Raw genomic sequence first — 13,446 nt, forward strand, 5'->3', positions numbered from 1 at the left:
ATGCCGGAAAACGCGGTTTTCCGGTCGATTGTGAAGGAATTATATCACAAAAAAAGGCCCGAAAAAAGCCGCTCTTCTGCAGTGCAGTATAGGCCCGGAAACGGGCGGAATCCATCAGAATTTCAATCCCCTGAGCGGACCGGCCAAAAGCGCATGCCCGGGCGCGGGATCAGAGAATCAGTCGCCCTCACCGGGATTCGGGCTGAAATATTTCTCAAGCTTGCCGGTGACACCGTCCATTTCTTCATATCCCGGCATCGGGTCCTTTTTCTGGGTGATGACCGGCCATTGTTCGGCATATTTCCGGTTCATCTCGACCCAGGGTTCCATATCCGGTTCGGTGTCGGGACGGATGGCGTCGGCGGGGCATTCGGGTTCGCAGACGCCGCAATCGATGCATTCGTCAGGGTGAATCACAAGCGTGTTCTCACCCTCATAGAAACAGTCCACGGGGCAGACCTCGACACAGTCGGTATATTTGCACATGATGCAATTGTCGGTGACGATATAGGTCATTCCTGCGTCCTTCTGGCGTTCGGTGCTTCACCTAGACCGCGGTGCAGGGCCTTTCAAGGCAATAACTCATGGATTTTCCGTGTGTGGGTGCGATCAGCCGCGACGCGCGGGCATTGCATCGCGAATAGCGGTTTCAGCCAGCCGGGACAGTGTTTTGCGATCCTTGCCAGAGACGGGAATCGGTTCGTGCAGCAGGATTTCGACGTGACCCTGTTGCGCCACGGAAAGCACAGCAAGAATATGCGGCCCCAGAGGCATATCGCCCCACCAGCCGTAAAAGCGCGGATCTTTTTTTTCCGGCGCATGGTAAATGGCGGTCACCGGCTGGATCGCCAGATCCTGCGGCAGTTCCGGCGCGAGGAAACCCTGAAACAGCGTCGGCTTGAACGGCAGCACCTGCATTCCGTCGCTGGAGGTACCCTCGGGGAAGAATAGCAGGCGATGCCCGGCGCGGGTTCGCGAGGCGAATTCCTGCGCCTGCCCGGCGGCCAGACGCCGGTCGCGGGCGACGAAATGCGTATCGGTGACCCGGGTCAGGATATTGATACCGGGCCATGAGGATACCTCGGATTTGGCGACGAAAAACACCGGCATGGCGGCGTTCAGCGTGAAGATATCCAGCCAGCTTGAGTGATTGGCCACGACGGCGCCGGGGCCCTGCATCGGGCGTCCATGCCGGGTCCAGCGTAGGCCGATGCAGAACAGGACGCAGCGGCAGACCCCCTGCACGAACGGTCCTGTCACCGGGCGGCAGGGGCCGGAAAAGATGCGCTCGAAGAATCGCAGCAGGATCAGAAGCGGCACGCCGAGGATCAGCACGGCGATGGCGGGCAGCCCCCGCCTCAGGATCCGCAGCCAGCCGCGAAAGCCGGGCCGGGGCATGACAGGAGGCGCACCGCCTGCCCAGGTCGGGCCGCTCAGCCCCGTTTCTGCCATTTCGAGGTATAGAAATCGCGATGTTTCTGCGACATGGCCGAGGTATCCATCATCAGCAGAACATCGGTCGTGTTGAAATCGCGGTCCAGATAGGCCCCGTCCCCGACTGTGCCGCCAAGCCGCAGATAGGCCTTGATCAGCGCGGGCATCCCCAGCATGGCCGCGCGGCGGTCGAGTTGTTCCGGCGGGATCAGATCCATTCTTTGATAGGCTTCTTTGCGGGCGACCGGGCGCAGATCGGCGGCGGCAAGGTGATGCGCGTGCAACCAGCCAAGCGGCTGAGCGATCTCGTCGATATCCGTGCCGTGGAACGAGGCCACGCCGAACAGGATCTCGATCCCCAGCTCCAGCACATATTCCGACAGCGCGTTCCACAGAAGGAACATCCCCGCGCCGCCGCGATATTCGGGCAGGATGCAGGACCGGCCCAGTTCCAGAAGCGGGCGTCCCGAGGCCCGCAGCCGGGTCAGGTCATATTCGCTGTCGCAATAGAACCGGCCGAATTCACGCGCACGGGTGCCGGGAAGCAGGCGGTAGACACCGACAACATGGTCAAGCTGCTGCACATCGCGGCGCAGATCGACCAGAATCAGATGATCGACGGCCTCATCGAATTCGTCCCGTTCCAGACGGGCTTCGTGATCGACCAGTTTTCCATCCGCCCCGAGCTCCTCGACAAAGACCCGATAGCGCAGGCGCTGCGCCGCTTTCAGATCCTGTTCGCTGGTTGCGATGCGGATATCGAAGAACTTGCTGTCGGGATCCATGTGCCGCCGTGGTGATAGGTTGAACTGTGTCTAGAAAAGCCACGAAGCTATTGCAACAGGAAGAAAATATCCTGAAGTTGATGTGAAAATAATTGACACAACTTTAAGTTGTTCTAACGTGCCGCTATGTCAATCTCAGCCCTGATTCATATCGACAAGCTCAAGCGAGACTTTGCTTCCGTCGATCACACGCTTGCCGGCCTCGGCAAAATTCACCGTAATGCGGTCGCCGATGCGCGACTGCACCTGACCCTCGCCCCAATCGGGGGCGCCCGGATGGCGTACGATCATCCCCGGTTCCAGAAATTCGTTCATCTGAAGGCTTCCTTGTCATGACTTACGATCTGACCGAAACAGATTTCGCCGCCCGGCCCGGTCGCGATCTTTCCGCACGGGTGGCCGCTCTGCTCGGGTCGCGCCTCTGCCATGATCTTGTGTCGCCTTTGGGTGCGATCTGCAACGGGGTGGAGCTTTTGCAGATGGCTGGGGACTGGCCGGGTCTGGCGGAAAGTGAGGAAATGTCGATGATCGACGGCGCGTTAAGCGCGGCGCGGGCAAGGCTGTCCTGTTTTCGCGTTGCGTTCGGCTCGGTCGGGGCTTCTCATTGCATTCGCGCGAAGGAATTCGCGCATCTGGTTGCAGAGATAGAGAAATCCGGAAAGATGCGGATTTCCCTGCACAGCGATTCCGATCATTCGCGGCAGGATGTGAAAATGGTCCTGCTGGCGCTGATGTGTCTGCACAGTGCGATGCCGTGGGGCGCGTCCATCGTGGTCCGCCAACAGGCTGCGCATTGGCACTTGCGTGCCGAGGGCAGCCGGACGCGCCACGATACTGCGCTGTGGAGCTGGCTCGGCAGCGATGTGAACAGCCCGGATCTGTACGATCCGCCCGCGGCAGAGGTGCACTTCCCGCTTCTGGCGATCACCGCCGCCGAGGCGGGGCGGATGATCCGCTGGTCGCTTTGCGATACCGGGGCCGAGATCAGTTTCTAAACGGGCAGGAAACCGCGTGATCACAGGATCACGCGGCGGGATTATATCCGTGTCGCGCCGTCGCCGGTGACCAGATATTTGAAGCTGGTCAACTGCTCGGCCCCGACAGGGCCTCGCGCATGCATCTTGCCGGTCGCGATGCCGATTTCCGCGCCCATGCCGAATTCGCCGCCATCGGCGAATTGCGTCGATGCGTTCTGCATCAGGATCGCACTGTCGAGGCTGGCGAAGAATTTGGCGGCGGTCGCGTCATTCTCGGTCAGGATCGATTCCGTGTGACCTGATCCATAGCGGCGGATATGGGCAATCGCCTCATCTACCCCGTCGACCAGCCGCACCGCGATAATGCTATCGAGGAATTCGCGCCCGAAATCATCCGGGCTGGCCGTGACCGTCCCGCTGACCGAGGCGAGTTCATCTGCGGCCCGCACCTCAACCCCTTCGGCCAGAAGATCCTGCACCAGCACATCGCCATGACGTTCGCGGAAGCGGCGGTCGATCAGCAGGCATTCGGCGGCTCCGCAAATGCCGGTGCGGCGGGTCTTGGCGTTCACCACCACCCGACGGGCCTTTTCAGGATCGGCATCGGCGTCGGCATAGATGTGGCAAATCCCTTCGAGATGCGAAAAGACCGGGACGCGCGCCTCGCTTTGCACCAGCCCGACCAGACCTTTTCCGCCGCGCGGGATGATCACGTCGATCAGCCCCTGAGCACGCAGCATCGCGGCAACCGCCTCGCGGTCGCGGGTCGGGACAAGCTGAATCGCCGCTTCGGGCAGGTTCGCCGCGCGAAGCCCGTCCGTCATGCAGTCATGCAGTGCCGCCGAGGAATGGATCGAATCGCTGCCGCCGCGCAGGATCACCGCATTGCCGGATTTCAGCGCCATCGCACCGGCATCCGCCGTCACATTGGGCCGGCTTTCATAGATCACGCCCAGAACCCCAAGCGGAGTCGAGACGCGCTTGATATGCAGCCCGTTCGGGCGATCCCATTCGGCCAGCACCTTGCCGACCGGATCGGGCTGTTCCGCGATCGAGCGCAGGCTGTCCTGAATATCGCGCAGGCGTTCCGGGTTCAGGGTCAGCCGGTCCGTCATCGCGGGCGAAAGCCCCTTTTCCCGCGCATAGTCCAGATCCCGCGCATTCGCTTCAAGGATCTGGGCCTGACGCTGAGTCACCGCATCGGCGGCAGCGATCAGTGCCGCATGTTTGCGCTCTGCCGTGGCGCTTGCCAGATCGGCAGAGGCGTCACGCGCCGCGCGTGCCATGCGGGTGATCAGAGCCTCGGCGCTTTCTTGTGCCCCGTCCATGAGCTTTCCTTTCGGGCTTTCAGCCAGAGATTGGTCTATTGGCGGGCATCCGCAAGGGCGGCGATGCCCGGCAGATCCTTGCCTTCCATCCATTCCAGAAACGCCCCGCCCGCCGTCGAGATAAAGGTGAAATCACCCGCCACCCCGGCCTGATTGAGCGCCGCAACCGTATCTCCGCCCCCGGCAACCGAGGTCAGCAGCCCGTCGCGGGTCAGCCGCGCCGCTTCCTGTGCGCAGGCATTGGTCGCAGCGTCGAAGGGCTTGATTTCAAACGCACCGAGAGGCCCGTTCCAGATCAGGGTTTTGCAGGTCGCGAAAACGCCGTTGATCTGCTCCACCGTCTGCGGTCCGGCATCGAGGATCATCGCATCCTCGGGGCAGGCATCGACCGGGACGGTCTCGGAGGGCGCACCTTCGCGGAACTCTTTTGCCACGACGACATCCACCGGAAGATGGATCGCGCAGCTGGTGCGGGCGGCCTTTTCCAGGATCTCTTTCGCGGTTCCGGCCATGTCACGCTCGGCAAGCGAGGTGCCGACGGCGACGCCTTTCGCGACAAGGAATGTGTTTGCCATGCCGCCGCCGATCACCAGATGATCGACCTTCTCGATCAGATTAGCCAGCAGATCCAGCTTGGTCGAGACCTTCGCTCCGCCAACCACGGCAACGACAGGCCGCACCGGCTCACCGAGGGCTGCATTCAGCGCGTCCAGTTCTGTCTCCATCAGCTTGCCTGCGGCAGAGGGCAGCAGCCGGGACAGCCCCTCGGTCGAGGCATGGGCGCGGTGAGCGGCAGAGAACGCGTCATTGACATACACATCCGCAAGTGCCGCCAGCGAGGCGGCAAAGGTCGGATCGTTCTTTTCCTCACCCTCGTAAAACCGGGTATTTTCCAGAAGCACGACATCGCCTGCATGCATCGCCGCCACAGCGCGTTTCGCCGGGCCGCCGACAGCTTCTTCGGCGAAGGTGACTTTTTCCCCGAGCGCTTCTTCCAGTGCGGGAACGATCTGGCGCAGCGACATCTCGGGAACATTCTTCCCTTTCGGACGTCCGAAATGGGCCAGAAGAACGGGTTTGCCGCCTGCGTCCTGAATGGCGCGGATGGTCGGCACAATTTTGTCGATACGTGTCGTGTCGGTGACCTGACCACGATCAGTCGGGACATTCAGATCGACGCGGGTCAGAACGACTTTCCCGTCGAGGTCCAGATCTTCAATCCGGTTGAACTTCATGGCTGCCTCCGGTTCACATAAGCTGAGGCGGTTTTGCTGTATCCTCACGCGCTCGTCAATGTCGCGTCGTCGCGCGACCCACAAGTTCGTGCGTTGCAGGGCCGCCGCCAAGAGTCTAGGTCTTGATGCGACCGACTGCAGAGGAGGCCCGGATGGCCGAAATCAAAGATCCCGAAAACACCGTCATCATCGAGTTGAAAGACGGCCCTGTCACCATCGAATTGTTGCCGGACGTTGCGCCGAAACATGTCGAGCGGATGAAGGAACTCTCCCGCGCCGGGAAATACGACAATGTCGCTTTCCATCGCGTGATCGAGGGCTTCATGGCCCAGACCGGCGATGTCGAGCACGGCAATATGGAACAGGATTACAACGCGCGGCGCTGCGGCACGGGCGGTTCGGAACTGGACGATCTGCCGGCCGAGTTCTCCAAGCTGCCCCATGACCGGGGAACGCTTGGGGCGGCGCGTTCGCAGAATCCGAACAGCGCGAACAGCCAGTTCTTCATCAACTTCAAGGATAATCATTTCCTGAACGGTCAATATACCGTCTATGGGCGCGTGATCGACGGCATGGAGCATGTGGATGCTATCGCCCGCGGCGAGCCGCCGGCCAATCCCGACCGGATGATCTCGGTCAAGGTTGCCGCCGATGCGTAATATCTTCCTGATCTCCGCTTTCATGCTGGCCGCCGGAGGCGCTGCGGCGCAGGGCCTGCCGGGCGTTTCCGACGGGCCGGGGCCCAATCTTGTGATCGAGGTCGCCGATGCCTCGGGCGCGGCGAAGGGGACGATCACCCTCGATCTCTATGCGGACAAGGCACCGCAGCATGTGGCGCGTCTGACCGAACTGGCCGCGTCAGGTGCCTATGACGGGGTAGTGTTTCACCGGGTGATTGACGGGTTCATGGCCCAGACCGGCGATGTCGAGCATGGCAAGCAGGACGGCGATACCGCAATGGCGGGGATGGGCGGTTCGGAACTGCCCGATCTTCCGGCGGAATTCAGCGATGTCTCGTTTCAGGCCGGAACCGTCGGCATGGCCCGCTCGGCAGATCCCGACAGCGCGAACAGCCAGTTTTTCATCGATCTGGCTCCGGCGACCTTCCTTGACGGGCAGTACACGGTTGTCGGGCAACTGGTCGATGGCTGGGATGTGCTGAATGCGATCAAGAAGGGCGATGCTGCGGCAAATGGTGCCGTCAAGCAGCCTGACTATATGGCGAAAGTCACCGTTCAGGAATGACGCGGTGACAGCGGCTGTTCAGGCCGTGTGCCAGTGAAAGCGCCGCCGCGAGACCATTCGCGGCGGCGTTGTTCTTTGCGCCAATCAGTACAGATGGGCTGAAATCAGCTCTCTGACCCGGCTAAATGCTGCCTGTGCGGCATGTGCGGCGGCGGCAGTATCCGCCTCGGACCAGTAGGGATCGTTCAGCGCGAAGATGAACTCACGCCAATCCGCAGCCCGGCCCTCGGGAGAGGGGGCAAGATGTGCTGCGCCGTTTTCCTCGGTGATGCCAAGCTTCTGCGCCGCTTTCGCCAGAAATGCCGCGCCGAGCTTCGAACCTTCCGTCACATAAAGCCAGCCCGCCGCTTCTGCCCGGTCGATTTCCGAAAGATCGCAGCATGCCAGCAGACCCTCTGTCAGATCGACCCCAAGCGCATCGGCATCGGTCCTGACCGCGTTCAGCCGGCTGCGCGATTGCAGATCCGGGATCAGGTTTTGCAGATCTTCCCGGTGATAGAGCGGCTCGACATCGGCGAAAAGCTGATACTGGACCTTCAGGAAATTCCGGTATTTCGCGGCGCAGTCGAAAGCACCGCTTTTCTGGATCAGATCGTCAACGCCGTCATGCGTGATCTCTGTGGTCTGACGCAGGTATTTGGTCAGGGGAAGCTCTGCGGCGGGCGCGGAAATCTGGGTTGTTGTCGTCATAGTCGTTTCACTGCCTGGATCATGATGGCCGGGCCTATTCTGCCCGGTGGGATGGAAAACCCCGGCGATGCAGAAGCGCCGCCGGGGGAAGGATCAGAACTTCATCGTCAGCGCGGCCCGAACCGTCCGGCCCGGCGCGGGCATATAGCTTTGCGCCAGAGGGTCGAGATAATACCGGTCGGTGATGTTCGAGACCGACGCATTGAACATGGCAGTCTCACTGACATCATAGTTCAGGAACGCATCGATCACGGTGACGGGCTTGTATTCGACCTGAAGCGTCGTCGCACCTTTATGCCAGGGCTGATCCAGCCTTTCCGTCGGCCCGGATGTATAGTTCACACGGCTGCCGAGGGTCAGTCTCTTATCCAGAAGACGCGCTCCGAGCGTCAGGCTGACCGCGTTTTTCGGCGGGTTCTGGGTGTTTGCATAAGATCCCATGAAGCTGCCGGGCGTACAGTCCGGGGTGTCCTGAGTTTCCCTCCACGGCTGGCGCTCACCGATATCGCGCAAATGCTGCGCGAAGCCCGCATCGCAGGTTTCCGTATCGAGATAATGCGTGATCGCAAGATCCGCGAAGAAGCGGCCATTATCGAATTTCGACTGCAACTCCAGCCCGTTGACCGAGAACCGATCCGCATTGCGCATATACATGCGCTCGGACAGTTCCGGGTCGTAGAAGCGGGTAATGTAGTCGTCGATCCTGTTGTCGAAATAGGCCAGCCGGATCGCGCCGGTTCCGCCGGTCCCCAGCAGATCATAGCGGGTGCTGCTGATCCCGATTTCGAATGCATGAGAGCGTTCGGCTTTCAGATCAGAGACCGGAACGACCTGCAATGTTCCCATCGACGTGTCGAACAGAGACGGTGTGCGGACGGCTTCCTTATAGCTTGCATAGACGAAGCTGCCGGGAACGAACTCATATTTCGCCCCGACCGAGGGCGAGATCGCGTCATTGCGGCTGCTGATCTTTTCGCCATACCGGGTCAATACGCCCGCGCGGATATGCGTGGCTTCGTTGCGGTCCTGCGTGCGCCCGAGCGTATAGTTCAGCCCGCCCCATGCGGTCAGTTTTTCGTTCGGCTGATACTCGATCCGGCTGGTCAGATTGACTTCCCAACGATAGCCGTCACGGATGACTTTCCGCTTGTCGATATCTTCCTGCGTGATCGTGACCCAACCCTGCGGCTCCAGATTTTCCTTCAGGAATGACGCGCCGAGATTCAGTTTGAAGTCACCCGCATGCGTCGCGAATTTCGACTCATTGGTCAGTTCAACCCCGATCTTGGTATTATCCATCGGCGTCCAGTAGGAATTATATTTCAGCATCAGCGAATCCGGCCCGATCGCCATGCTCGGCTGATTGGTCCGCGCATCCGTCGCCCAGATTTTCGCCGAGAGGTCGATCAGGTCGTTATCCGCCGGATTATAGCTGTAGCTCAGCGTCATGGCGTGAAGTTCAACCGTGCTGAGCGGCATCTGCACGCCCTTATCCTCAGGCCGCCATCTGTACAGGCTTGAAGGCATGATGCCGCCATATTTCCCATCCAGATAGCGATAGGTCAGCGCGATTTTCTGATCCTCGCTGAAGCGATAGCGACCCTTCAGCAGAACGGATTCCGTTTCCGAAGACGTGTTCAGAACCTCTTCGCCCGGAAGGAAGTTCTTCGCGGTTGAGCCTTCTTCCTGCGGGTTGCCCTGCCAGTCGATATAATAGCGCTTGTAGTTTTCATGCCCGTCAGTGCCGGTGAAATAATTCCCCTGCTCGCGTGTGGCATAGGCACCCAGAACATCCCAGTTGCCGCCCATGAAAGCCGCCGCGATGCTGCCGGACTTGCTGTCCGAGTTCAGGATATTGCCACGATCCTTGCGTGGCAGTGCCGCAAGCATGTCGCGCGACTTGCCGGGGTCCAGCCGGTGAAAGGGACGATGCGGGGGATCGATGCCGTTATCCTGCAACTCACCCCGGATGCGGATGCCGAATTTCCTGTCGGGAAGCAGGATATCCTCGGGCACGATGGTCTGCATATTGACGCTTCCGCCAATCGCGCTCGCCGTGCCGGGATCCGAGGTGGTGCCCTTGTTGATCTCGACGCTGCTGATCAGATCAGGGTCGATATAGCTGCGATTCTGCGTCCCCGCATAGCCGCGATAGACGTTCAGCGATTGCTGCGTCCCGTCAACCGTGACGGCCACCCGGTTCTGTCCCTGAATGCCGCGGATATTAACGTCCAGACCGCCGCCATTACGGCTGTCTCCGACCTGAACTCCGGGCTGACCGCGCAGCATATCGGCTGCGGATGAATTGCCGAACCGGGCCAGTTCCTGACCGGAAATGTAATCCGATGAGGCTGCCTCATCGTAAACCGCGGCTGCGCGTTCATCTTCGGGGCGAAGATGGATCGGCTTCAGAACATATGCGTCCTTGGACAAAGCTGCGCTGCCGGACGTCGTCCCTGTTTCAAGAAGCGCAAAGGCCTCGCTCGGTTCCGCATGCGCGGTGCTTGCGGATGCCAGAATGAATGCCGGGCTGGCAGAGGCCATCAGGGCCGCGATCAAGGCGCGTCGCCCCGGGCGGGGAATGATATTTTGATCGGTCAGGCGCATGCCCCCGAATCTCCTTTCGTCGTTTTTCGGATTTGGCGGCGACCGGAGTCGTTGCCAGCTACATCTGTTAAGACGAAGAGAATGGCCGTTTATTCGTCTTAAAGTTGTATAATTTTACATATATGCACTTTATTAATGTGCTGCCGGGGGATCCGAACATTGCCCCGCGAAGCTTTGATTATAGCTTCCGGCGCTCCGACATCATGTCGCCGTCATCAAGAGCGCGGCGCAGAACGTCATAGGCCTGATGGATCAGGACCCATGTTCTTGAGGCCGAAAGACCGATGGTTTTCGCGGTTTCGCTCATCGTCATGCCCTTAAACTGATAGAGGATGAAGGCTTGCCGCGTCTTGTCGGGAAGCCCGGCAAGCACGTCCTCGACGATGTGAATCTGTTCGCGGTAAAGAAATTTGGCATCCTCGGCCGGCTGCGGATCGGCGACGGATTCCACAAGCCCGGCTGGTAGATCGACCAGATATTTGTGATGAGCCTTGCGGCGACTGTCGACGGAAAGATTTCGCGCGATCTGATGCAGATAAGCCCCCGGATTGGCAAGTTTTTCATCCATGCCCACCCGGATCAGCCGCAGGAAAACCTCTTGCGTCAGATCGACCGCATCTTCGACGCTATGTCCGCGCCGGACAAATCCGCGTCTGATTTCATCGGCATAGCGTTGGAACAGGCTGTCCAGTGTCCACGTCATAAGCAATCCGGGGCAGAGTTGCGGTATCGGGACGTGGGTGCGCTCTGCCTGGTCCGAATTTCGGCGGCGATGCTTAGAAGAAATAACGCAAGCCGTCGAGGGGGAATGAGCAGATTATTGCAGACAAATCAGACAGTAGGCCGATGCAGATTCTGTGGAAGCACCGGGGTTATGCGCCAATCTTCATGCAGATCAGCGCTCTTCCCGGAGCAGATCAGTCGGCGCGGCGGACAGAGATGCTTTGAGACACCAGCGTCGCCATCTGCACGGAGGACAGAAACGCCACATCTGTTGCATCGCGACCGACGGCGATGATGGCCATATTATCCGCATATGCCATGCCGGTTGCATCGATCAGATGCCACGCGCCATCCAGAAAGATCTCTGCAACCGCGTGGAAATCCGGCGGATCGACATCAGGTGCATAGACGCTGGCCATCCGGGCGGGAATATTCGCAGCCCGGCACAGCGAAATCAGCAGATGCGCATAATCCCGGCAGACCCCGCGGCGCTCAAGGAAGGTATCGACCGCCGTCGTCTCGGGGCCGGAAACCCCGGAGGTGTAATCCAGATTCTCCTCGACCCAATCGCGCATCGCAGCCACACGCGCACCGCCCGACAGGTTCCCAAAGCATTTGTGAACGAAATTCCCGAAACGCTCGGACGGGCAATAGCGCGAGGGCAGGGTATAGCGCAGCGCGTCTCCGGGCAGTTGCTCGAACGGTGTCGCTTGCAGTGAGGAAAAATCGGGGCGGGGCCGCTCAATCAGGACGGTGGCGCGGTATTTGCAGGACAGATGCTCGCGCGGGCGGATGACGATACGCTCGCCGATGCCCTCATCGCCGGGCACACGCGCGAAGCTTTCCAGATCGCCGAGATCGATATGCGCATCGAGAATGGTCTGTCCGAACGCGCCAGCCGTTTCGACCGACAAAACAGCCGGGCCGGGCACTTCAAGATCATATTCGAGTGTGGTTTCCACCGATATCTTCATGAACCGATCCTTCCATTTGACGTTCTCTGGCTGCTGCCCTGAAAGCAGGAGTTGAGGGATATCATGATCGCGATTCAGCTTCCATGCAGCTATGCTGTCAGTCCTGTGACAAGGCCGACCGGGATCTGCCTGTCATGAAAGCATTGTAATCGGAGCCTATCGAGTTCGCATGTCGGAAATCTCCTTTGATCGCGTCTCTCTCCGTTTCGATCGGACGCTTGCCGTGGACGATGTCAGCGTCACGCTTGGTTCGGGCAGGTTTGTCGCCTTGCTTGGTCCGTCGGGCTGCGGCAAGACCTCTTTGCTGCGGCTGATCGCAGGGCTGGTCCGCCCGGATGAGGGTTCGGTGACGCTTGGCGGGCAGGTGGTTGCCTCTGATGACAGATTTGTCGAGCCGGAGCAGCGCGATCTGGGCATGGTGTTCCAGTCCTATGCGCTCTGGCCCCACATGACGGTTGCGGGCAATATCGGCTTCGGGCTGAATCGCCTGCGCCGCGATGAGCGGGAAGACAGGGTGCGGGACGCGCTGCGCATGGTGGGCATGACACAGATGGCGGCGCGAAAGCCGCATGAGCTTTCCGGCGGGCAAAGGCAGCGCGTGGCATTGGCCCGAAGTCTGGCGGCGCGGCCGCGCATTCTGCTTCTGGATGAGCCTCTGGCCAATCTCGATGCGCATTTGCGTCAGTCCATGCTGGGTGAGTTCCGGCGTATTCACGAGGCAACCGGCTGCACGATGGTTTTCGTGACGCATGACCAGAACGAGGCGATGGCGGTCGCCGATCTTGTCGGCGTGATGGATCGCGGTCGGCTGGAGCAGATCGGATCTCCGCACGATCTGTTCGACCGCCCGGCCACGCCGATGGTTGCCCGGTTTGTCGGGCAGGGCCGTACCCTGCCGGTGAGTGTCTCGGGCCGAAGCGCGGAGGGTTTTTGCCGGATCGTTATCGGTCGGGATGAGGTGACGATCCCGGGTTGTGTGGATCGGGGTCCGGCATGGCTTTGCCTGCATTCGCGCGATCTGGTGCCATCTGCTGACGGGCTGGACGGCAGGATCGGTTCTGTACGCTTCGAGGATGGTCACTATATCGCCGATGTCATGCTGGATCAGTTGCCCGAGGCCGATTCACTGCCTGTTCGGCTGAATCAGCCCGCGCGGCAGGGCGATCAGATTCGCATCGCATTGCGCGGCGGGTGGGTGCTGCCGCGTGAGGGAACTGCCCCCGTGCCTGTCGCGGAGAGGCTTCGGCAAGGGCAGGCCGTTCCCGCGTGAGGTCCGGGGGGCTGCCGCTTTTATTGCCGCGTTTCTGTGGGTTTGGTCTGGCAGCGTTGGCAGGGCGACGGCATAAGAAATGCAGATCGTTGCACATGTCGGCTTTCTGCCTCATCGCTGAAAGGAACTGTCACGAATGTGTCAGAGCTGATCGCTAGGCAAGCAGGGAAGCGACAAA

General features: G+C 60.3%; 14 protein-coding genes. 4 read left to right on the forward strand and 10 right to left on the reverse strand.

The features are described 5' to 3' along the window. Window positions 1–177 precede the first annotated feature (177 nt). From fdxA to PAE61_RS08080, 4 genes are all read right to left on the reverse strand, one after another. Complete coding sequence (gene fdxA / locus PAE61_RS08065; RefSeq protein WP_271114797.1) at window positions 178–516, reverse strand: ferredoxin FdxA; 339 nt, start codon at window positions 514–516, stop codon at window positions 178–180. Window positions 517–609: 93 nt separating this feature from the next. After that, window positions 610–1,452 (reverse strand): lyso-ornithine lipid O-acyltransferase, encoded by an 843-nt coding sequence (gene olsA / locus PAE61_RS08070; protein ID WP_271114798.1) that lies wholly within the window; start codon window positions 1,450–1,452, stop codon window positions 610–612. Continuing rightward, the gene (gene olsB, locus PAE61_RS08075; RefSeq protein ID WP_271114799.1) at window positions 1,434–2,219 is read right to left on the reverse strand and encodes an L-ornithine N(alpha)-acyltransferase; all 786 of its coding nucleotides are present in this window, start codon (window positions 2,217–2,219) and stop codon (window positions 1,434–1,436) included. Before olsB ends, olsA begins: the two co-directional genes overlap by 19 nt. Window positions 2,220–2,354: 135 nt before the next feature. Continuing rightward, a complete protein-coding gene (locus PAE61_RS08080; RefSeq protein WP_271114800.1) occupies window positions 2,355–2,534 on the reverse strand; it encodes a DUF3553 domain-containing protein in 180 nt (59 codons plus the stop codon). Window positions 2,535–2,551: 17 nt separating this feature from the next. Here PAE61_RS08080 and PAE61_RS08085 point away from each other — a divergent pair, with 17 nt between their 5' ends. Next, window positions 2,552–3,214, forward strand: coding sequence for a histidine phosphotransferase family protein (locus PAE61_RS08085; RefSeq protein ID WP_271114801.1), 663 nt, complete (start codon window positions 2,552–2,554; stop codon window positions 3,212–3,214). 41 nt (window positions 3,215–3,255) lie between these two features. On the opposite strand, the gene PAE61_RS08090 is transcribed toward PAE61_RS08085, so the two are convergent. Together PAE61_RS08090 and PAE61_RS08095 are read right to left on the reverse strand one after the other, a co-directional pair. Continuing rightward, window positions 3,256–4,524, reverse strand: a complete 1,269-nt coding sequence (locus PAE61_RS08090) for a glutamate-5-semialdehyde dehydrogenase (protein ID WP_271114802.1) — start codon at window positions 4,522–4,524, stop codon at window positions 3,256–3,258. Window positions 4,525–4,559: 35 nt separating this feature from the next. Then, on the reverse strand, window positions 4,560–5,759 hold the full coding sequence (locus PAE61_RS08095) for a phosphoglycerate kinase (protein ID WP_271114803.1): 1,200 nt from the start codon (window positions 5,757–5,759) through the stop codon (window positions 4,560–4,562). A gap of 152 nt (window positions 5,760–5,911) precedes the next feature. On the opposite strand from PAE61_RS08095, the gene PAE61_RS08100 reads away from it, so the two are divergent. Beyond that, on the forward strand, window positions 5,912–6,418 hold the full coding sequence (locus PAE61_RS08100) for a peptidylprolyl isomerase (protein WP_271114804.1): 507 nt from the start codon (window positions 5,912–5,914) through the stop codon (window positions 6,416–6,418). Further along, entirely contained in the window at window positions 6,411–7,004 is a 594-nt protein-coding gene (locus PAE61_RS08105) for a peptidylprolyl isomerase (protein ID WP_271114805.1), read from the forward strand. Before PAE61_RS08100 ends, PAE61_RS08105 begins: the two co-directional genes overlap by 8 nt. Before the next feature lie 84 nt (window positions 7,005–7,088). On the opposite strand, the gene PAE61_RS08110 is transcribed toward PAE61_RS08105, so the two are convergent. The 4 genes from PAE61_RS08110 to PAE61_RS08125 all read right to left on the reverse strand — a co-directional run bounded on the left by PAE61_RS08110 (window position 7,089) and on the right by PAE61_RS08125 (window position 11,998). After that, window positions 7,089–7,694 (reverse strand): biliverdin-producing heme oxygenase, encoded by a 606-nt coding sequence (locus tag PAE61_RS08110; protein ID WP_271114806.1) that lies wholly within the window; start codon window positions 7,692–7,694, stop codon window positions 7,089–7,091. A 93-nt stretch (window positions 7,695–7,787) separates the two neighbouring features. After that, complete coding sequence (locus PAE61_RS08115) at window positions 7,788–10,301, reverse strand: TonB-dependent receptor domain-containing protein (RefSeq protein ID WP_271114807.1); 2,514 nt, start codon at window positions 10,299–10,301, stop codon at window positions 7,788–7,790. Window positions 10,302–10,479: 178 nt separating this feature from the next. Further along, window positions 10,480–11,004, reverse strand: coding sequence for an RNA polymerase sigma factor (locus PAE61_RS08120; RefSeq protein WP_271114808.1), 525 nt, complete (start codon window positions 11,002–11,004; stop codon window positions 10,480–10,482). 214 nt (window positions 11,005–11,218) lie between these two features. Then, window positions 11,219–11,998 carry a transglutaminase-like domain-containing protein gene (locus PAE61_RS08125; protein WP_271114809.1) on the reverse strand — a complete coding sequence of 260 codons (780 nt, stop codon included), beginning with the start codon at window positions 11,996–11,998 and terminating at the stop codon, window positions 11,219–11,221. A 169-nt stretch (window positions 11,999–12,167) separates the two neighbouring features. Between PAE61_RS08125 and PAE61_RS08130 the strand changes: the two genes are divergently transcribed. Further along, window positions 12,168–13,268, forward strand: a complete 1,101-nt coding sequence (locus PAE61_RS08130; RefSeq protein WP_271114810.1) for an ABC transporter ATP-binding protein — start codon at window positions 12,168–12,170, stop codon at window positions 13,266–13,268. Window positions 13,269–13,446 lie beyond the last annotated feature (178 nt).

Source organism: Paracoccus aerodenitrificans (genome assembly GCF_027913215.1).
In the GTDB taxonomy this organism is placed as follows: domain Bacteria; phylum Pseudomonadota; class Alphaproteobacteria; order Rhodobacterales; family Rhodobacteraceae; genus Paracoccus; species Paracoccus aerodenitrificans.

What these genes read in the sequence shown, in the direction of transcription:
- PAE61_RS08100 (WP_271114804.1), top strand. Translation starts at nt 5,912, where the DNA reads ATGGCCGAAATCAAAGATCCCGAAAACACCGTCATCATCGAGTTGAAA.
- PAE61_RS08120 (WP_271114808.1), bottom strand. Translation starts at nt 11,004, where the DNA reads ATGACGTGGACACTGGACAGCCTGTTCCAACGCTATGCCGATGAAATC.
- PAE61_RS08130 (WP_271114810.1), top strand. Translation starts at nt 12,168, where the DNA reads ATGTCGGAAATCTCCTTTGATCGCGTCTCTCTCCGTTTCGATCGGACG.
- olsB (WP_271114799.1), bottom strand. Translation starts at nt 2,219, where the DNA reads ATGGATCCCGACAGCAAGTTCTTCGATATCCGCATCGCAACCAGCGAA.
- PAE61_RS08110 (WP_271114806.1), bottom strand. Translation starts at nt 7,694, where the DNA reads ATGACGACAACAACCCAGATTTCCGCGCCCGCCGCAGAGCTTCCCCTG.
- olsA (WP_271114798.1), bottom strand. Translation starts at nt 1,452, where the DNA reads ATGGCAGAAACGGGGCTGAGCGGCCCGACCTGGGCAGGCGGTGCGCCT.
- PAE61_RS08080 (WP_271114800.1), bottom strand. Translation starts at nt 2,534, where the DNA reads ATGAACGAATTTCTGGAACCGGGGATGATCGTACGCCATCCGGGCGCC.
- fdxA (WP_271114797.1), bottom strand. Translation starts at nt 516, where the DNA reads ATGACCTATATCGTCACCGACAATTGCATCATGTGCAAATATACCGAC.
- PAE61_RS08125 (WP_271114809.1), bottom strand. Translation starts at nt 11,998, where the DNA reads ATGAAGATATCGGTGGAAACCACACTCGAATATGATCTTGAAGTGCCC.
- PAE61_RS08105 (WP_271114805.1), top strand. Translation starts at nt 6,411, where the DNA reads ATGCGTAATATCTTCCTGATCTCCGCTTTCATGCTGGCCGCCGGAGGC.
- PAE61_RS08090 (WP_271114802.1), bottom strand. Translation starts at nt 4,524, where the DNA reads ATGGACGGGGCACAAGAAAGCGCCGAGGCTCTGATCACCCGCATGGCA.
- PAE61_RS08095 (WP_271114803.1), bottom strand. Translation starts at nt 5,759, where the DNA reads ATGAAGTTCAACCGGATTGAAGATCTGGACCTCGACGGGAAAGTCGTT.
- PAE61_RS08115 (WP_271114807.1), bottom strand. Translation starts at nt 10,301, where the DNA reads ATGCGCCTGACCGATCAAAATATCATTCCCCGCCCGGGGCGACGCGCC.
- PAE61_RS08085 (WP_271114801.1), top strand. Translation starts at nt 2,552, where the DNA reads ATGACTTACGATCTGACCGAAACAGATTTCGCCGCCCGGCCCGGTCGC.